Origin of the sequence: Aeromonas sp. S15(2024) (genome assembly GCF_041402265.1) — a bacterium.
Classification (GTDB): domain Bacteria; phylum Pseudomonadota; class Gammaproteobacteria; order Enterobacterales; family Aeromonadaceae; genus Aeromonas; species Aeromonas dhakensis.
This window is the reverse complement of sequence record NZ_JBGLQY010000001.1, coordinates 767094-783794: the sequence shown is the minus strand read 5'-3', so window position 1 is coordinate 783794 and position 16701 is coordinate 767094. Positions and strand designations below refer to the sequence as shown.

Annotated in this window: 19 protein-coding genes; 10 read left to right on the top strand and 9 right to left on the bottom strand. The window is 66.0% G+C overall.

What is annotated here, in order from left to right; all coding sequences use genetic code 11:
* Window positions 1-19 precede the first annotated feature (19 nt).
* From ACB033_RS03695 to ACB033_RS03670, 6 genes are all read right to left on the bottom strand, one after another.
* Window positions 20-880 (bottom strand): DUF692 domain-containing protein, encoded by an 861-nt coding sequence (locus ACB033_RS03695; RefSeq protein ID WP_139725645.1) that lies wholly within the window; start codon window positions 878-880, stop codon window positions 20-22.
* The gene (locus ACB033_RS03690) at window positions 868-1197 is read right to left on the bottom strand and encodes a hypothetical protein (RefSeq protein WP_017779407.1); all 330 of its coding nucleotides are present in this window, start codon (window positions 1195-1197) and stop codon (window positions 868-870) included. Before ACB033_RS03690 ends, ACB033_RS03695 begins: the two co-directional genes overlap by 13 nt.
* Entirely contained in the window at window positions 1190-2149 is a 960-nt protein-coding gene (locus tag ACB033_RS03685) for an MBL fold metallo-hydrolase (RefSeq protein ID WP_139725646.1), read from the bottom strand. Before ACB033_RS03685 ends, ACB033_RS03690 begins: the two co-directional genes overlap by 8 nt.
* Before the next feature lie 78 nt (window positions 2150-2227).
* Window positions 2228-2350: a cytochrome bd-I oxidase subunit CydX gene (cydX, locus tag ACB033_RS03680; RefSeq protein ID WP_017766001.1), complete on the bottom strand. Its 123-nt coding sequence runs from the start codon at window positions 2348-2350 to the stop codon at window positions 2228-2230.
* A gap of 16 nt (window positions 2351-2366) precedes the next feature.
* Window positions 2367-3506 carry a cytochrome d ubiquinol oxidase subunit II gene (gene cydB / locus ACB033_RS03675; protein ID WP_371140335.1) on the bottom strand — a complete coding sequence of 380 codons (1140 nt, stop codon included), beginning with the start codon at window positions 3504-3506 and terminating at the stop codon, window positions 2367-2369.
* Entirely contained in the window at window positions 3506-5077 is a 1572-nt protein-coding gene (locus ACB033_RS03670; RefSeq protein WP_371140334.1) for a cytochrome ubiquinol oxidase subunit I, read from the bottom strand. The genes cydB and ACB033_RS03670 overlap by 1 nt, the downstream gene beginning before the upstream one ends.
* A 122-nt stretch (window positions 5078-5199) precedes the next feature.
* Between ACB033_RS03670 and ACB033_RS03665 the strand changes: the two genes are divergently transcribed.
* Window positions 5200-6639: a PLP-dependent aminotransferase family protein gene (locus ACB033_RS03665; protein ID WP_139725649.1), complete on the top strand. Its 1440-nt coding sequence runs from the start codon at window positions 5200-5202 to the stop codon at window positions 6637-6639.
* Window positions 6640-6679: 40 nt separating this feature from the next.
* Here ACB033_RS03665 and ACB033_RS03660 read toward each other — a convergent pair whose 3' ends face one another.
* Window positions 6680-7138 carry a GNAT family N-acetyltransferase gene (locus tag ACB033_RS03660; RefSeq protein WP_026141311.1) on the bottom strand — a complete coding sequence of 153 codons (459 nt, stop codon included), beginning with the start codon at window positions 7136-7138 and terminating at the stop codon, window positions 6680-6682.
* Window positions 7139-7353: 215 nt separating this feature from the next.
* Window positions 7354-8004: a tellurite resistance TerB family protein gene (locus ACB033_RS03655; RefSeq protein ID WP_017766005.1), complete on the bottom strand. Its 651-nt coding sequence runs from the start codon at window positions 8002-8004 to the stop codon at window positions 7354-7356.
* A gap of 62 nt (window positions 8005-8066) precedes the next feature.
* On the opposite strand from ACB033_RS03655, the gene ACB033_RS03650 reads away from it, so the two are divergent.
* The 6 genes from ACB033_RS03650 (at window position 8067) to ACB033_RS03625 (ending at window position 11757) form a co-directional block, all read left to right on the top strand.
* Entirely contained in the window at window positions 8067-8918 is an 852-nt protein-coding gene (locus tag ACB033_RS03650; RefSeq protein WP_139725650.1) for a DMT family transporter, read from the top strand.
* Window positions 8915-9214, top strand: coding sequence for a hypothetical protein (locus tag ACB033_RS03645; RefSeq protein ID WP_010634401.1), 300 nt, complete (start codon window positions 8915-8917; stop codon window positions 9212-9214). Before ACB033_RS03650 ends, ACB033_RS03645 begins: the two co-directional genes overlap by 4 nt.
* Before the next feature lie 20 nt (window positions 9215-9234).
* Window positions 9235-9705, top strand: coding sequence for an acyl-CoA thioesterase (locus ACB033_RS03640; protein ID WP_139430392.1), 471 nt, complete (start codon window positions 9235-9237; stop codon window positions 9703-9705).
* A 79-nt stretch (window positions 9706-9784) separates the two neighbouring features.
* Window positions 9785-9940, top strand: a complete 156-nt coding sequence (rsmS, locus tag ACB033_RS03635; RefSeq protein WP_021467678.1) for a pleiotropic regulatory protein RsmS — start codon at window positions 9785-9787, stop codon at window positions 9938-9940.
* Between the two features lie 40 nt (window positions 9941-9980).
* Entirely contained in the window at window positions 9981-10448 is a 468-nt protein-coding gene (locus ACB033_RS03630; protein ID WP_139725651.1) for a GyrI-like domain-containing protein, read from the top strand.
* 109 nt (window positions 10449-10557) lie between these two features.
* Entirely contained in the window at window positions 10558-11757 is a 1200-nt protein-coding gene (locus ACB033_RS03625; protein WP_024942215.1) for an MFS transporter, read from the top strand.
* 22 nt (window positions 11758-11779) lie between these two features.
* On the opposite strand, the gene ACB033_RS03620 is transcribed toward ACB033_RS03625, so the two are convergent.
* Window positions 11780-12628: a LysR family transcriptional regulator gene (locus ACB033_RS03620; protein ID WP_025201888.1), complete on the bottom strand. Its 849-nt coding sequence runs from the start codon at window positions 12626-12628 to the stop codon at window positions 11780-11782.
* A gap of 105 nt (window positions 12629-12733) precedes the next feature.
* On the opposite strand from ACB033_RS03620, the gene ACB033_RS03615 reads away from it, so the two are divergent.
* From ACB033_RS03615 to ACB033_RS03605, 3 genes are all read left to right on the top strand, one after another.
* Window positions 12734-13237, top strand: a complete 504-nt coding sequence (locus ACB033_RS03615) for a nucleoside deaminase (protein WP_139725653.1) — start codon at window positions 12734-12736, stop codon at window positions 13235-13237.
* A complete protein-coding gene (locus ACB033_RS03610; RefSeq protein ID WP_139725654.1) occupies window positions 13230-14450 on the top strand; it encodes a cyanate transporter in 1221 nt (406 codons plus the stop codon). The genes ACB033_RS03615 and ACB033_RS03610 overlap by 8 nt, the downstream gene beginning before the upstream one ends.
* 344 nt (window positions 14451-14794) lie before the next feature.
* On the top strand, window positions 14795-16675 hold the full coding sequence (locus tag ACB033_RS03605) for an exotoxin A binding domain-containing protein (protein ID WP_139725667.1): 1881 nt from the start codon (window positions 14795-14797) through the stop codon (window positions 16673-16675).
* Window positions 16676-16701: the final 26 nt, after the last annotated feature.

The window sequence follows — 16701 nt, the reverse complement described above, 5'->3', positions numbered from 1 at the left end:
CCATGCCCCCTGCTCTCGCCTAGTCATGACACACCTCCCGTCCCGCAGGATGCGCCGTCGCCTCGCAGCAGGCCTGATGGACCCGGGCCAGCTCGGCCTCCAGCACGGGCAAGGGGGGCAGATGGTGATCCTGCTCCAGCAGCAGGGGGCGCAGGCCGTGGGTCTGCACCGTATAGCGGGCCAGCGCCACCACCTCCTCGCAGACCGGACGGCCATGAGTATCCAGCAGGGTGCCGTCCGCCTCTTCCAGATGGCCGGCGATATGGAAGTAGCGGATCGCCTGGCTCGGCAGCCCGGCAATCATCCGCTCGGGGCAGTAGCCGTGGTTGCGGCTGTTCACAAAAACGTTGTTGATGTCGAGCAGCAGCTCGCAGCCGCTGCGCGCCACCAGCTCGGTCAGAAACGCCTCCTCCGCCATCTCGTGCTCATAGCCGTGGTAGTAGGAGATGTTCTCCAGCACCAGCGGGCGGGCCAGCGCATCCTGTACCTGCCGGATCCGATCCGCCAGGTAGGGGAGGTTCTCCCACTGGCGCGGCACCGGCAGCAGCTCGTAGAGATAACCCCGGGCATCGCGGGAAAAGCTCAGGTGCTCGCTATAGATGTCGATGGCAAACTCGTCGAGAAAGGCGCGGATCTGGCCGAGCAGGCTCATATTGAGCGGCTGGCAATCGCCGAGGGAGAGGCTGAGCCCGTGGGCCACCAGCGGATAGCGCTCGGCGATCTGCTGCAGTTGCTCCCGCCTGGCGCCGCCAATGGCCATCCAGTTCTCCGGCGCCAGCTCGAGAAAGTCGATGCCAGGGCGGGCAGGCGCCCCACAGAGCTGGGCCAGATGCTCCTGGCGCAGCCCCACGCCACGGCTGCTGGCGCTTATTGGCCGCATACCCCCTCCGTCATCTTGCTCTCCTGGCGCTGGGTCTCGCCGTTGATCCCCTGCTCCGTCAGACCACACTTGCCATCGCGGGCGCGCACCAGCCGGCCCTGCGGGTCACTGTCGAGGGCCTGCTTCTCGAAGCGCTTCTCGGTGCCGCACTTGCCGGCCGCACACTTGCCGCCGTGCTGTTCGCTCGGCGCCGCCTTCACCGGCGCCTCGCTCGGGGTAGCCGCCAGCGCAAGCCCGGGGGTCAGCGCGATCAGGCCGGTCATGGCGATGGAGAGGCTCAGTTTGCAGGAGGTTTTGATGCTGCTTGCGTTACTCATGGCTGGACTCCTTGACGGATGAAACGGGGTAACTGGAGAGATCGCGGGCGGCCACCACCTGGCCGTGGAACTGCTGCTTGACGATGGCCATCGCCTCCTTCTTGTGATTGAGGCCGACCCCCATCCAGTGGTTGAGCACCAGCAGCTTGGGGTTCACTTCGGCGGCAATCCTGGCAACCACCGAGGGCTTGGCATGGAGCGAGGCGGAGACGGGATCGGCGCCCTCGTGGATGGCGAGCGGCATCACCAGGATGTCGGCCCCCTTGGCAAACGGCACAAAAGCCGGATTGCTGCCGTTCTGATCCGCCGAGATGACGATGGTCCCCTCGGCGCTCTCGATGCGATAGGCCAAACAGGGCACGTCCCCGTGAGGGATGCCGAGCGCCGTGATGGTCAGGCCATCCTGCTGATAGACCTGTTGCGGCCGGGGCGCCTGGTAGGGCACATCGTGCACATTGATGGGGAAGAGACCATCGGTGCCATCCTTGAAGCCGCCGAGGTAGGCATAGGCCCCCTTACTCGGGTTGAACAGGGCGTCAAAGTAGCCGCTCATGCTGGGGAAGGCCGAGCCGGCCTGCGGCCCCGCCAGATCGAGGGGATCGCTGCGCTTGAAGAAGTAGGCTCCCTTGAGCAGCGCAGGCAGGTCGGTCACATGGTCGGTGTGAAAGTGGGTGATGCCGATGAAGTCGACCTCTTCGAGCTTGGCGCCCGCCTGGCCGAAGCGCAGATAGACGCCGCCACCGGCATCGATCAGGATGCGCGATTTGCCCTTCCACCAGATCACCTCGCTGGAGGAGGCGCGCAGATCGTCGGAGATGGGGCCGCCGCTGCCGAGCACCTGCAGGGTGAATGCCTTGTCCAGTGGCGTCAGTTGTACGGGCTCGGCCCAGGCCGGCGTGGTGGCGAGCGCGCAGCCGATGGCCAGCGTCACCGCTTTGATTGTCTGTTTCATAACGGATTACCTGTCGGTTGGATGACAAGAGAAAGGGGCCGGGGCAAGGCAGTGTCTGCCCTCCCCGACCGAGGGGGATCAGGGTTGAGAGCGGGGCTCATCCCGTTCATCGGCTTCCCAGCGTGCTTCCAGCCAGAGCAGGTTGCACAGGCCCAGCAGCAGGGCGAAACCCAGGCCCAAAATCCAGGTGAAGTACCACATAGCGGCTCCCTTGGGGTCAGTAGAGTTGATGGCTGTCGCGCTTGATGCCGGCACGATCCAGCTTGCCGCGCACCACCCGGTAGACCCAGCCGGTATAGCCGAGGTTGATGGGCATCAGCACCAGCACGATCCCGAACATGATGATCAGGGTCTTGAAGCTGGAGGTGCCGTCCCACAGGGTCAGGCTGCTGGCCGGATCCAGCGACGAGGGCAGCACGAAGGGGAACAGGGCGATGGCCACCGAGCAGAGCATGGCGGCGCAGGCCAGGCCGCTGGCCAGCAGCGCCAGTCGTCCCTTCTCCTGCCAGGCGGCGATGCCGCTGGCCAGCGGTGCCAGGGCACCGATGAGGGGCACCAGCCACAGCAGCGGGTAGTCAAAGTAGTTGCCAAGCCAGCCGCAGGCGTGGGGGATCACCCCCTTCATCAACGGGCTGATGGCGGCATTGGGGTCAAAGGGCTGGCCCGTCAGGCCGGTCAGCTGATAACCCGGCAACCCCAGCAGATGCCAGCCGGCCAGCAGATAGCAGAGGGTCACCAGCGGCGCCAGCAGGATGGCGAGGCCACGGGCCCGCAGGGCAGGGGTGCCCGTTACCTTGGCTTGCAGGAAGCTGGCGCCGTGCAGCAGCAGCAGGCTCACCCCGGTCGCCACCACGCTGACAATCCAGCTCCAGTGGAAGTCGAAGGCCCCGTAGTGCAGGCGCAGTGCGCTGTCGAAGCGAAACGGCAGGCCCTGCATCACCAGCGCGATGGCGGCAGAGAGCACCAGGGTCGGCACCAGACCACCGGCCACCAGAGCGCGATCCCACCAGCGGCGCCAGAGGGGATCGGCCAGCTTGCTGCGATAGTCAAACCCCACCGGGCGCAGGAAGAGGCCAAGCAGCAGCACTATCATGGGCACATAGAGCGCCGAGAAGGCGGCGGCGTAGACCAGCGGCCAGGCGGCGAACAGGGCGCCGGCGCCGGCGATGAGCCACACCTGGTTGCCCTCCCACACCGGCCCCACGCTGTTGATCACCAGTCGGCGGTCTTCATCCTCTTTCGATACCACCGGCAGCAGCATGGCGATGCCCAGATCGAAGCCATCCATCACGATGAAGCCGACCAGCATGAACAGCACCAGCCCCCACCAGATGAGTTTCAGGGTTTCATAATCCATCAGGCGATCCTCGCAAGTTCGAGTTGTTCACCGCTGTAGCGGCCGGTATGCAGCACGGCGGGCCCCTGGCGGATCACGCGGCGCAGCAGGAACAGCTCCACCACCAGCAGGCAGGAGTAAATGAGACAGATGGAGATCAGGCTGAACCAGAGCTGGCCCGGCTGCAGCAGCGACACCGAGGCCGACACCGGCAGCACGTCGCTGATGGTCCAGGGCTGGCGACCGAATTCGGCCACGAACCAGCCCGCCTCGATGGCAATCCAGGGCAGCGGAATGCTCCACAGCAGCGCCTTGAGTAGGCGGGGCGAGGCGAGCAGCCGGTTGCGGCAGAGCTGGACGAAACCCGCCACGAACAGCCCGAGCATCACTACCCCCAACCCGACCATGATCCGAAATCCCCAGAACAGCGGCGCCACCTGCGGCACCGAGTCTTCCACCGCCCTGGCGATCTCGGCCTCACCGGCCTTGGCGATGTTGCTGGCATAGGGGGTGAGCAGCAGCCCGTAGCCGAGATCCTGGCCGTGCTGGTCGAACAGCGCACGGTTCTCGGCCGAGTCTTTGCCGGCGCGGATCTGCTCGAGCGCCCCGGCGGCCACCATGCCGCTGCGAATGCGGGTCTCGTGCTGGGCCTTGAGATCCTTGATGCCGGTCACCGCCTCATCGAGGGAGCGGGTGGCGATGATGCCCATCAGATAGGGGATTTTGACCGCAGCGTGGGTGGTCTCGGCCCCCTGATCCGGGAAGCCGAACAGGGTGAAGGCGGCCGGCGCGGGCTCGGTCTCCCACTCCGCCTCGATGGCGGCCAGCTTGACCTTCTGCACCTCGCCGGTGCGATAACCCGACTCGTCACCCAGCACGATGACCGAGAGAATGGCTGCCAGCCCAAAGCCGGAGGCGATGGCGAAGGAGCGCAGGGCGAAGCGCACCTCCATGCGGCGCAGCAGATACCAGCTGCTCACCCCCATCACGAACAGGGAGGCAGCCACGTAGCCCGCCGCCACCGTGTGCACGAACTTGACCTGGGCCACCGGGTTGAAGATCACCGCGGCCACGTCCACCAGCTCCATGCGCTGGGTCACCAGGTTGAACTCGGCGCCCACCGGGTTCTGCATCCAGCCGTTGCCGATCAGGATCCAGAGCGCGGAGAGGTTGGAACCGAGTGCCACCAGCATGGTCACCAGCAGATGCTGACCGCGGGAGATCTTGTCCCAGCCGAAGAAGAACAGACCCACCAGGGTGGACTCGAGGAAGAAGGCCATCAACCCCTCCACCGCCAGCGGGGTGCCGAAAATGTCCCCCACATACTGGGAGTAGTAGGCCCAGTTGGTGCCGAACTGGAACTCCAGGGTGATGCCTGTGGTCACCCCCATCACGAAGTTGATGCCAAACAGCTTGCCCCAGAAACGGGTGATGTCCTTGTAGATCACCTTGCCGGTCATCACATAGGCCGACTCTGCGATCACCAGGATCCAGGACAGCCCCAGCGTGAGGGGCACAAACAGGAAGTGGAACATGGCCGTGGCGCCAAATTGCAGGCGCGACAGGCTGACCACGTCATCCGGATTGATCATGCGTCACTCTCTTTTGTTGTATTTACCTTGCACGTTTTGTGCGAGACAAGTACACCACGGAGCATGACACCTATAACAGATGCAGTTATATTGAATTACACCTATAACAGTTACTGCATCACATGTCCCTTTACCGTCAACTGGCCGACCGCCTGCAACAGCAGATTGAAGCCGGGGTGTGGCAACCCGGCGAGCGCATCCCCTCCATCCGCCAGAGCTGCAAGACCCATGGCCTGAGCCCCATGACGGTGCTGCAGGCCTATCAGCTGCTGGAGAGCCAGGGGCGGATCCTCGCCCGCCCCCAGTCCGGCTACTACGTCAAGGCGGCACCTTCCCGCCCTGCCGCCAGCCTGCCCCAGCAGGCGCACTACAGCGGCTCGGTGGACATCAACGATCTGGTGTTCGAGGTGTTGCAGGCGAGCAAATCACGGGGGCTGGTGCCCCTTGGCATGTCGGTGGCCGACCCCACCCTGTTCCCTCATCCCCAGCTCGGCCGGGCACTGGCCAGCTGCATGCGCCGGCTCGACCCCTTCAGCACGGTGGCAGACCTGCCCCCCGGCAACGAGGCGCTGCGCCGGGCCATCGCCCAGCGTTACGCCAGCGAGGGGCTGGCGGTGGATCCCCAGCAGATCATCATCACCACCGGTGCCATGGAGGCGCTCTCCCTCAGTCTGCAGGTGCTGACCGAGCCCGGTGACTGGGTGGTGGTGGAGTCCCCCACCTTCTATGGCGCCCTGCAGGCCATCGAGCGACTCAAGTTGAATGCGGTGGAGATCCCGGTGATCCCCGGGGTGGGCATCGATCTCGCCCTGCTGGAGGAGGCCCTCGCCCAGCGCCCCATCAAGGCGTGCTGGCTGATGGGCAATGTTCAGCACCCGCTGGGTCACACCATGCCGGATGAGCACAAGCAGGCGCTGATGGCGCTGCTCAACCGGCACGAGGTAGCGCTGGTGGAGGATGACGTCTATGCCGAGGTCTATTTTGGTCGTGAGCGGCCAAGGCCCATCAAATACTGGGATACCCGGGGTGAGAGCCTGCTGTGCAGCTCCTTCTCAAAGTGTCTGGCACCGGGCTTTCGGGTCGGCTGGGTGGTGGCCGGTCGCCACGCCGAGCGGGTGCAGCGGCTGCAGTTGATGTCGACCCTCTCCACCAATGTGCCCAGCCAGCTGGCGCTGGCCGAGATGCTGCGCCAGGGCGGGGTGGATGCCCACTTTCGCCGGCTGCGCCACACCCTGGCCCAGCGCCAGCAGCAGATGCGGGCCGCCCTGCTGCGCCTGCTGCCGGGGGAAGTGAGCATCTCCTCCCCCGATGGCGGCTATTTTCTCTGGCTCGAGTTTGACCCGCGCCTCGACAGCCGAGCCCTGCACGCCCGGGCGCTGGCCAGCGGTTTCTCGCTGGCCCCCGGCGCCCTCTTCTCCAGCAAGGGACTGCACAACCACTGCCTGCGACTCAACAGCTCCCATCCCTGGAGCGAGCAGCTGGAGGCGGCCCTCACCCGGTTGGCCGAACTTATTCACCAACAGCTGGACACAGCTCCCGCCAAGGACCAAAAGGCCCCATGACGGGGCCTTTTCCTTGCGAAATTATCCGGTTGAAACGGGCTTATCTGGCCATGGTCTGTGACAGTATCTTGAACCCCAACCTCTCGTAGAGCGCCTTGGCGCGCTCGTTGAATGCCATCACCTCCAGCCGCAACTGGCTGGCGCCCTGCGCCTTGCCCCACTCATCGCAATGGGCGATCAGCGCCTTGCCGATCCCCCGGGAGCGCTGCCCCTCATCGACCACCAGGGTGCCGATGCGGCAGATGGGCTCCTTGCTCAGAAACGGGATGGTCTCGTTGATGTCGATGCGGGCGGTCAGAAAGCCCGCCACGGCTCCATCCTGCTCGGCTACGCAAAACAGGCGCCCTTCGGCGGCGATGGCTGCCAGCAAAAAGGCCCGCTCCTCGGGGGATGGCGGGCAGAATACCTGCGGCGCCTGCGCGAAGTGGATCTCCCCTATCTGCCGGTTCAGCTCGAGGATGGCGTCTATGTCCTGCTCACGTGCCTTGCGTATTTCCAATGAATGCTCCTTGCCTCAGTGTCCTGACGATGATGTGTCCTGGCGATGAGACGGTCTCATCTGCTCCCTTTGACCTGGGTTCCATCATAGTGGCTGCCGAGCCAGACAAGCCAGACAAGCCAGACAAGAAGTACTGCAACAGCCTTTGGCAGGCATCTGAAAACAACAAGGCCCCGTCACGGGGCCTTATCGACAATCCATGTACTGAGCGGGGGTCAGGCGGGGGCATCCAGCTGGGCCACCTGGCGCTCAATGCTGCCTTTGAGGTTTTCATCGAGCTTGAGGGCGCGCGCCAGCTCGTCCAGATAACCGCGCTCCATGAAGTGATCCACGTCGATGGCAAGCAGGGAGGCGAGATAGACCTCGGTGGCCAGCTCCATGTCGGTCACTTCCCGCGCCAGAGCGTGGGGATCCAGGGGGCGAGCCAGCTCGGCATCAATCCAGCGGGCCGCATCGCTCTGGCCCTGCTCGGTCAGGTACTGCTGGATCTTCTGACGCTCGTCGTTGTCGATATGGCCGTCGGCCCGGGCCGCCGCCACCATGGCGCGCACCAGGAGGGCGGCTCTGGCATCCAGCGCATTGCCCTGCAGGGTATCGAGGGGCTGGGTCGGCTGGGCCGGGGCAGACTGCTGGGCCTGCCAGTCCTGATAGAGTTTGTAGGCCAGGCCGCCGAGGGCCGCCGCGCCGCCCACCGCCGCCACCTTGCCGCCATATTTGCGCACCTTCTTGTTGCCAAGCAGCAGGGCCATGGCACCGGCGGCGAGGCCCCCTTGCGCCATCCCCTTCATCTGCGCCTTGCGGCTGTCGCCACCTTCGTTGAGCCAGCCCTTGCCAGCTCCCATCAATTGCTCCAGCATTTGTTTCATGGGACCTCCTCGTTGGATGGTGAACCATGCTGAACCTGCCCCACTGAACTCAAGGTGAATGGATGCCACTGCCCCGCCTGCTGTCGCTGACCCTGCTGACCCTGATGGCGTTCGCCGCCAACTCGGTGCTCTGCCGGCTCGCCCTGTTCGAAGAGCGGATGGATCCCGCCCTCTTCACCCTGCTGCGCCTGACCAGCGGCGCCCTGGTGCTGGTGCTGTTGTGCGGCGCGCGCCAAAAATCCCCCCGCCAGGGGGACTGGGGCGGTGCCCTGGCCCTCATCACCTATGGCGCGGCGTTCTCGTTCTCCTACCTCACCCTGACCGCGGGCACCGGCGCCCTGCTGCTGTTTGCCGCCGTCCAGCTCAGCATGCTGGCGCCGCCCCTGCTGCGCGGGGAGGCTCTGCCCCGCCGCCAGTGGCTCGGCCTGCTGCTCGCCATGGCGGGCCTGGTGGTATTGCTGCTGCCCGGCCTCAGTGCGCCGGATCCGCTGGGGGCTGCCCTGATGATGGTGGCCGGCATCGCCTGGGCCGGCTATACCCTGCGGGCCTCGCGCTTTGCCGACCCGGTCGCCGCCAACGCCGGCCACTTTCTGCGCGCCAGCCTGCCGGCGGCCCTGCTCTATCTGCTGCTGGGGCAGCTGCAGACCAGCCCCGCTGCCATCGGCTATGCCCTGGCCTCGGGGGCGCTGGCTTCCGGTCTTGGCTATGCGCTCTGGTATCTGGTGCTGCCCCACCTTGGCCGCACCCTGGCCGCCAGCGTCCAGCTGCTGGTGCCCCTGCTCGCCGCCCTGGCCGGGCTCATCTGGTTGGATGAGTCCTGGTCGCTGCGCTTGGTATTGTCGACCCTGGGCATCCTGGGGGGGATCGCCCTGGTCATCGCCGGACGCCCCCCATCAGGAGAAAAATCATCATGAAGATGCTCGTATTGCTGCTCGGTTGTGCCCTCTCGCTCCCCCTGCTGGCCGCAGTGGAGGACAGAGATGCCAAACAGGCCAAGCTGGATGCGGCCTGCCAGCAGGCCCAGCAACAGCTGGTCGAACAGGGCAAGCAACAGAGGATCGACGCCTGCATCAAGGCGGGCGGCAAGGCCGCCAAGTGCCAGCAGGAGTTCGCCAGCTTCGGCCAGCGCGAGGGCAACAAACGGCCCGATCTCAACAACCTGCCCCCCTGCCAGCAGGCTGATGCCTATCGCAAGAGCTACCGGCAATGACCCTCAATCAAGGAGACCCCATGACCCCACCCCGCGAGCTGACCCTGCAGTTTCTGGCCGAGCCCGCCGATGTGAATTTCGGCGGCAAGGTGCACGGCGGCATGGTGATGAAGTGGATCGATCAGGCGGGTTACGCCTGCGCCGCCGGCTGGTGTGGCGGCTATGCGGTGACCGTCTATGTGGGGGGGATCCGCTTTCTGCGCCCCATCCAGATAGGTCAGCTGGTGGAGGTACACGCCCAGGTGATCCACACCGGCACCACCAGCATGCACCTGGCGGTGGATGTCTACAGCCGCCACCCGACCCAGCGAGAGCGTCTCAAGACCACCCACTGCATCATCATCTTCGTGGCCATGGACGAGCACGGCAAACCGACCCCGGTGCCCCAGTGGCAACCGCAGAACGAGAGCGATCGGCAGCTGCAGCAGTACGCCCTCAAATTGATGGCCCTGCGCGAACAGATCGACCAGGAGATGCGCCAGCACCTCTAGCCGGGTCGCCCGCAACCAGACAGGTCCCCATCCGGGTGCGGCCCTGTATAATGGCGTTTTCCCCGTTACGGAGTCTGTCATGTCATTGGAAACTGCCCCGCCCGAGGTCCAGCTCGCGGTGGATCTCATCGAACTGCTGGAGACCAACCGGATTGAGCCGGCCCTCGCCCTGGCGGCGCTGGCCATCGTGGCCGCGGACTATCAGCGCAAGCTCAACGAAGGCAAGGAGTGCTGAGCAAGGTTGCCTTGCCACCCCACCTTGCACAGGAGGTGTCATGACGGATCCCGTTCGTTTTGAAACCGGCCGCCCCATGCTGCTCGGCGGCCTGCGTCGTCACCATGCCTTCGCCCACGCCGACTTCGGCGGCCAATGGCGCGATTTCAGCGCCCTGGGTCCGTTGACGGGCCAGCTGGATGAGCATGCCTATGGCGTCATCTGCGGCGTGACCGCCACCGAGTGCGAATACATGTGTGCGGTAGAGGTCGCCGCGCTGGAGGTACTGCCCAAGACGCTGGGGCGGATGCGCATCGAGCCCCAGACCTATGCCGTCTTCCTGCATCGGGGGCATGTCTCGGCCATGCCGCACACCTGGCAGCAGGCGCTGGAGTGGCTGGCGCAGTCCGCTTACCAGTCTGCCCACAAGCCAGACTTCGAACGCTATGGCGCCGCCTTTGACCCGGACACCGGCAGCGGCGAGGTCGAACTCTGGCTCGCCGTGCTGCCGCGCCAGGCCATCGCCTGAACATACCGCGCTCTGCCCTGGTAAACCGGCCAGGTTTAACCCAGACGAGGGGCTGACTCGGCGCACGGGCGGTGCAAGGATATGGCTCCCTTACTGCCCGAGAGTTGTTATGGATAACCAGGAATGTCTCGACCAGGCTGGTCTCTGGAGCCGCTCCGCCCGCATCATGACGCTGGCCTGCCTCATCGTCTTCATGGCCCAGATGGCCACCACCGTTTACCTCCCCTCCCTGCCCGTGGTGATGACGGATCTCGCCATGACCCGGCAGGGGGCCGAGCTCTCCATCTCGCTGTTCGTCATCGGCGCCGCCCTGCCGGTGCTGTTCTGGGGCGCCGCCGCCGATCGTTACGGTCGCCGGCTGCCCCTCGCCCTGTCACTCTTGCTGTTTGTCGGCCTCAGCCTGCTGCTGGCCACCACCAGCCAGGGGCCGCTGCTCTTGATCCTGCGTACTCTGCAAGGGGTAGCGGCCGGCGGTGCGGCCATCATCGCCCGCATCCTGGTGCGGGATCACTGGCACGGGGATGAGCTGGCGCGCCGCCTCTCGGTGCTCTCCATCGCCTTCATCACCGCCCTCGGCGGTGGTCAGTGGATAGGCGGCCTCATCAGCCGTTATGCCCATTGGCAGTTGGGATTCGTGCTGATGGCCGGGGTCGGTGTGCTGGCGCTGCTCTTGATGAGCAGCCTGCCGCTGCAGGGGCCCAACCCGGCGGCGACGGGCGGCGGCATGTGGGCCCGTTACGCCAGCCTGCTGCGCCGCCCCGGCTTTTTCTGGCCGGCCTGCGCCGGTGGCATCGGCTTTGCCATCACGGTGACCCTGCAGGAGGTGAGCCCCTTCGTGCTGCAGCAGGGGTTTGCCCTCGAGGTCACCACCTTCGGCAGCCTGGGGTTGCTGATCGGTATCGCCTACTTCGCCGGCGCCATGACGGTCAACCGACGGGTCGCCAGGGTGGGAGGCCGCCAGCTGATGCGCCAGGGGGCCGCGCTCATACTGCTGGCGGCCGGCGGCATGCTGCTGCTCTGGGCTCTGGGCGCCCTGCAGGGCAGCGGTGGCTTGGTGGCCATGATGACCTGCTACTGCCTCATCATCTTCGGGCAGGCGGTGCTCTTTCCCAACAGCATGGCGCTGGCGGTGAGCGATGGCCGCGAGCACGGCGCCTACGCCATGGCTCTGTGCGGCTTCCTGCAGCAGGGGGTGGCCGGGGGGGCTGCCGCCGGCGCCACCCTGGTGAGCCATCACGGCGCCTGGGCTCCGCTCGTCTTCACCCTGGCGCTCATCACCCTGCTCATCGTGCGCACCAAGGTTAGCTAAGCAGGCCCCTGCCTGCGTCCCCTCACCGCTCAGCGGGCCCCATCACCCGATCACACAGTCTGATGAGGGCCTCGCAGAGGCGCGTGAGCGGCTCGCCGCGCTCCGCCCCTAGGTGCAGCGCCAGCTCCACCGGCGCCACCGCCGGCCAGTGGGTCAGCTCCTGCTGATCCGGCTGCAGCAAGCGCCGGGGCAGCAGGCTGACCCCGATCCCGGCGCTCACCGCCCCCTGCAAACTGGCCAGGCTGGCACTGACGTAGGCGATGCGCCAGCGCCGCCCCATCCCATCGAGCACCTCGGTCAGCTGCCGTCGATAGAGCCCTTCGCTCGGGAACACCACCAGTGGCAGGGGATCCCGCTCGCTGGCGGGCCAGGCACGGCTGTCGACCCAGGCCAGCGGCTCGCGCCAGCAGGCGCACGGCGCCCCCTGTCCCCGCGCCTGTTTGACCAGCGCCAAATCAAGCTCGCCGGCCTCGAAGCGCTGCCAGATCTCGTGGCTGAGGCCGCTGTGCACCTCCAGCCGCACCTGCGGGTAATCGCGGGCAAAGGCCGCCAGCACCGGGGCGATGGCGCCGGCGGCAAAATCCTCCGGCACTCCCAGGCTCAGCTGCAGGCTGGCTTCAGCCACCTGCTCCTCGGCCCGGGCCAGCAGGGTCAGGATGCTGCGTGCCAGCCCCAGCAGCTTCTCCCCCTCTGCCGTGGTCACCACCTGGCGGCCGGAGCGGTCCAGCAGCGGGCAGCCGAGCTGCTGTTCGAGCCGCCGCATCTGCTGGCTGATGGTGGACTGGGTGAGGTGCACCCGTTCACCGGCGCGGGTAAAACTGCCGCTGTCGACGATGGCGACAAAGCTGCGCAGCAAGAGGGGATCCAGCATGGTGACTCCATTTACAAAACCACTGGATGTCATTCTATCATTTAATTTCCCCATGGCTGCCTTCCCCGCTAGGCTGGTCTCCTCCCCTTGCCTTGAGGATCCGTCATGCCCCACTCCCTTGCCGAACCCGCCGGCTCACGTCTGATCGCTTCGCTCACCACCAATCCCACTCATCAGGAGTGGCTGGAGCAGGCGCTGCAACTGGCCCTCCATAACCGCCGACAGGGAGGCCGCCCCTTTGCCGCCCTGCTGGTGCAAGGCAACCAGCTGGTGACCAGCGCCGTCAACGCCATGCACCTGGATGGCGACCCCACCCGCCACGCCGAGCTGGAAGCCCTGCGCCAGGCCAGCCAGGTCGGGCCGCTGGCGGGGGCCATCGTCTACGCCAGCGGTCACCCCTGCCCCATGTGCCTGAGCGCCCTGGTGATGAACGGCATCGCCGCCGTCTATTACGCCTTCGATAACGAGGATGCGGCCCCATTCGGCTTTGACAGCACGGCCGCCTACCACAAGCTGGGCCTGCCCCTCGCGCCGCCCCCCCTGCCGCTTATCAAGCTGCCGAGCCCGCTGGCCGCCGCTGAGCTCTACGGTGCACCAGACCATGCTTGAGGCCCGCATCGATACGCGCCAGCAGCAGGCCCTGCTGGTGCTGGTGATCCTGATCGGGCTCAACCTGCGACCGTTTCTCACCGCCATCGGCCCCCTGAGCCGCGACATTGCCGAGGCGCTCGGGCTCGGCATGGATACCCTGGCCTGGCTGACCCTGCTGCCGCTCTGGCTCATCGGTGGCGGCGTGCTGCTCACCCCGGCCCTGCGCAGTCGCAGCGGGCCGCGTCAGTTGCTGGGGGCGGCCCTGCTGCTGCTGGGAATGGGCAGCGCCATGCGCTTCGAGGCGGCCAGCGGCGCCCTGCTCATCGCCAGCGCCGCCCTCTGCGGGCTGGGCTCGGCCCTGGTGCAGGGGGTGCTGCCCGGTCTCATCAAGCAGGCCTTTGCCCAGAAGGTACCGCTGGTGATGGGCATCTTCTCGGCCTGCATGATGGGGGGCGGGGCGCTGGGTGCCAGCCTCACCCCGCAGCTCGCCGCCCGGTTCGACTGGTCCCAGGCGCTGGCGCTGTGGAGCCTGCCGGTGCTGCTGGCCATGGGCTGGCTCGGCTGGCGGGTACGGCTGCCCGCAGCGCCGGTGGCGGTCTCCGGCGGTGGCGAGCAGCGCCTCATCAGCCTGCCCCGCAGCTGGCTGCTGATAAGCTGCTTTGGCATCATCAACAGCGGTTACGGCATCGTCGTGGCCTGGCTGGCGCCGGCCTACATGGTGCAGGGCTGGAGCCCCCAGCAGGGGGGCGAGCTGGTGGCCTGGCTGGCGCTGGCCCAGACCGTGAGCGGCCTCGGCCTGCCGCTGCTGGCCGCCCGCCGGCTCGACCGCCGACCCTGGATGGGATTGGCCATCGCCATGCAACTAGTAGGCTTTGGCGGCCTCTGGCTGGCGCCGACGGCCGCCCCCATCCTCTGGTGCATGCTGTGCGGCGCCGGGCTCGGCGGCAGCTTCTCCCTCATCATGGTCATCGCGCTCGATCACCTGCCGGATCCGCGCCGTGCCGGCACCCTCAGCGCCCTGATGCAGGGGTTCGGCTTCATGCTGGCGGCCACCGGCCCCTGGGTGGCGGCCCGTCTGCATCACCTGAGCGGTGACTTCGCCGCCGCCTGGCAGTGGCAGCTGGCCGGCCTGGTACTGATGAGCCTGCTGGTCCTGCGCCTGGATCCACGCCGCTACCCCAGCGCCATGAAGCTGACCACACCATCTCCCGCCCCCACGCCCATCAGCTGATCTGTGCTCGCCTCCTCTTCCCTAGATGAGGAGGCTGGCTCACCCCCCTGCTATGCCTTCCCATCCTTTGCTCGCTTTCCGGTATCGGGCCAGCTGAGCAAATTATCAGCAAAGCACTTCATATCCATTTGATTTGTAACACATTAAATCTTCCCATATGGAGGGTTGTGCCGCCATATGAGCCCATTAAGGTAAGGCACTCAGACGAGAATCATTCTCGTTTCGTCTGACAGGGAAGAGGCTGTATTCATCAGGGAGGAGAGCGCCACGCGCCAGTGGCTTTGCTATCACACAAAGGAAATCACATGCAGACAAACACAAAATGGGCTTCTCTACTCGGTGGCTTGGCCATGCTAGGCGGTGCCATCTCACCGGTTATGGCCGACGAGTCATTCAACCTGTGGCAGGAGTGCGCCACCCGCTGCACCCTGGATCTGGCCCAGGGGGTGCGCGCCAGCCAGCTCGATGTCGCCAGCCTGCTGGGCGGACAGACCGATTCCGGGGTACTGCACTACTCCATGGTATTGGAAGAAGGTGGAGACAGCCTCAAGCTGGCCCTCGGCAATGCGCTGACCCTGCGCACGGATGGCACTACCATCACCCTGACCAGCGCCACCGCGGGCAAGGGCCCACGCACCTACAGCTATACCCGCCAGGGGCGCGGCAACTGGTCGCTGCACTGGCTGGTTCCCGTCGGCGACGATGCCCCCGCCAGCATCAAGGTCTTCTTCCACGAGCTGGATGCAGGATCCGAGGTGAGCCATATCTCCCCCATCTACAGCATCGAAGTGAGCGATGACCTGCTGCGCACCATGGCCAGCAACTCGACGCTCTTCGTCAGGCACGTGGAAAACAACGAGATCAATCGCAGCCTCACCCTCAGTGCGGCCGGTGTCGGCTTCGTGGCGGCGCCCACCCAGCACAGCCGTCAGAAGCGCTGGAGCGAGTGGCATACCGGCAAGGTGCTGTGCCTGCTGGATCCGCTGGATGCGGTCTACAACTACCTGTCGCAGCGCACCTGCAACCTGGGTGATACCTGGGAAGGCAAGGTCTACCGGGTATTGGCCGGGGCACCCGCCTCTCACGACACCCATATCGTGCCGACCGCCATCAGTCATCGGCTGCACTTTGCCAAGGGAGACGGTCTGGCGGCCCTCACCACTCATCAGGTTTGCGCCATCCCCCTTGAATCCCTGGCCAGAAGCCGTCAGCCCAGAGGCTGGGAAGAGCTCAGCCAGTGCGGCTATCCGGTCCACAATCTCGTCACCCTCTATCTGCTGACCCGCCTGCCATGGTCCCAGCTTGATACCGTGATCACCCAGGCGCTGGCCAACACCACGCCAGAGGATGGCTCAACGCCACGAGGGCAGCTGGCGCAAGCCATTCGGGAAAACCCGGCCCAGGCACGGCTGGCCCTGAGCATGGCGGCCGCCCAGAGCGATGCCTTCAGCCACCAGCAGGCGGGCAATAGCCAAGAGCAGGCCGCCAGCGCTGACGTGGTCAATCTCACCTGCCCCGCCGCCGATCTCAACTGCCTGGCGCCAGCCGACAGTGCCGATGCCCTGCAGGAGCGGGACTATCCGAACGGTGCCAGCTTCCTGGGTGACGGGGACGAGGTCAGCTTCAGCACGGCCGGTACTCGCAACTGGTCGGTGACCCGCCTGGAGCAGGCCCATCGCCAGCTGCTGGCGCGCGGTTATCTCTTCGTCGGTTATCACGGCACCTTCCTCGAAGCCGCCCACAGCATAGTGTTTGAGGGGGTGCATGAACGGGATCAATCCTCCATCGCCCCCTGGCAAGGCTTCTATGTCGCCGGCGATCCGGCCCTCGCCTACGGTTACGCCCAGGATCAGGAAGCGGATGCCCGTGGCCGCATCCGCAATGGCGTGCTGCTGCGGGTGTATGTGCCGCGCGCCGCACTGCCCCGCCTCTACGCGACCCAGCAGAACCTGGCCGATCCCGGCGCCGTCGATGAGGTCGGCCGCCTGATCGGTCACCCCCTGCCGCTGCAGCTGGAGGCCATCACAGGACCGGAAGAGGAGGGCGGCCGCCTGGAAACCATTCTGGGCTGGCGACTGGCGGAGCAGGCGGTAGTGATCCCCTCCACCATACCGACGGATCCGCGCAACGTCGGCGGCAATCTTGACCCTGCCAGCGTACCGCAGGAAGAGAGCGCCATCAGCACCTTGCCTGATTACGCCACCCAGCCCCGCGAAGACCTCTGAATCGCGGTTCATCGATACAAAAACAC

Bases quoted from the DNA above. Each gene is read 5' to 3' on its own strand.
- ACB033_RS03695 (WP_139725645.1), bottom strand. From the start codon at position 880: ATGCGGCCAATAAGCGCCAGCAGCCGTGGCGTGGGGCTGCGCCAGGAG.
- ACB033_RS03690 (WP_017779407.1), bottom strand. From the start codon at position 1,197: ATGAGTAACGCAAGCAGCATCAAAACCTCCTGCAAACTGAGCCTCTCC.
- ACB033_RS03685 (WP_139725646.1), bottom strand. From the start codon at position 2,149: ATGAAACAGACAATCAAAGCGGTGACGCTGGCCATCGGCTGCGCGCTC.
- cydX (WP_017766001.1), bottom strand. From the start codon at position 2,350: ATGTGGTACTTCACCTGGATTTTGGGCCTGGGTTTCGCCCTGCTGCTG.
- cydB (WP_371140335.1), bottom strand. From the start codon at position 3,506: ATGGATTATGAAACCCTGAAACTCATCTGGTGGGGGCTGGTGCTGTTC.
- ACB033_RS03670 (WP_371140334.1), bottom strand. From the start codon at position 5,077: ATGATCAATCCGGATGACGTGGTCAGCCTGTCGCGCCTGCAATTTGGC.
- ACB033_RS03665 (WP_139725649.1), top strand. From the start codon at position 5,200: ATGTCCCTTTACCGTCAACTGGCCGACCGCCTGCAACAGCAGATTGAA.
- ACB033_RS03655 (WP_017766005.1), bottom strand. From the start codon at position 8,004: ATGAAACAAATGCTGGAGCAATTGATGGGAGCTGGCAAGGGCTGGCTC.
- ACB033_RS03650 (WP_139725650.1), top strand. From the start codon at position 8,067: ATGCCACTGCCCCGCCTGCTGTCGCTGACCCTGCTGACCCTGATGGCG.
- ACB033_RS03645 (WP_010634401.1), top strand. From the start codon at position 8,915: ATGAAGATGCTCGTATTGCTGCTCGGTTGTGCCCTCTCGCTCCCCCTG.
- ACB033_RS03640 (WP_139430392.1), top strand. From the start codon at position 9,235: ATGACCCCACCCCGCGAGCTGACCCTGCAGTTTCTGGCCGAGCCCGCC.
- rsmS (WP_021467678.1), top strand. From the start codon at position 9,785: ATGTCATTGGAAACTGCCCCGCCCGAGGTCCAGCTCGCGGTGGATCTC.
- ACB033_RS03630 (WP_139725651.1), top strand. From the start codon at position 9,981: ATGACGGATCCCGTTCGTTTTGAAACCGGCCGCCCCATGCTGCTCGGC.
- ACB033_RS03625 (WP_024942215.1), top strand. From the start codon at position 10,558: ATGGATAACCAGGAATGTCTCGACCAGGCTGGTCTCTGGAGCCGCTCC.
- ACB033_RS03620 (WP_025201888.1), bottom strand. From the start codon at position 12,628: ATGCTGGATCCCCTCTTGCTGCGCAGCTTTGTCGCCATCGTCGACAGC.
- ACB033_RS03615 (WP_139725653.1), top strand. From the start codon at position 12,734: ATGCCCCACTCCCTTGCCGAACCCGCCGGCTCACGTCTGATCGCTTCG.
- ACB033_RS03610 (WP_139725654.1), top strand. From the start codon at position 13,230: ATGCTTGAGGCCCGCATCGATACGCGCCAGCAGCAGGCCCTGCTGGTG.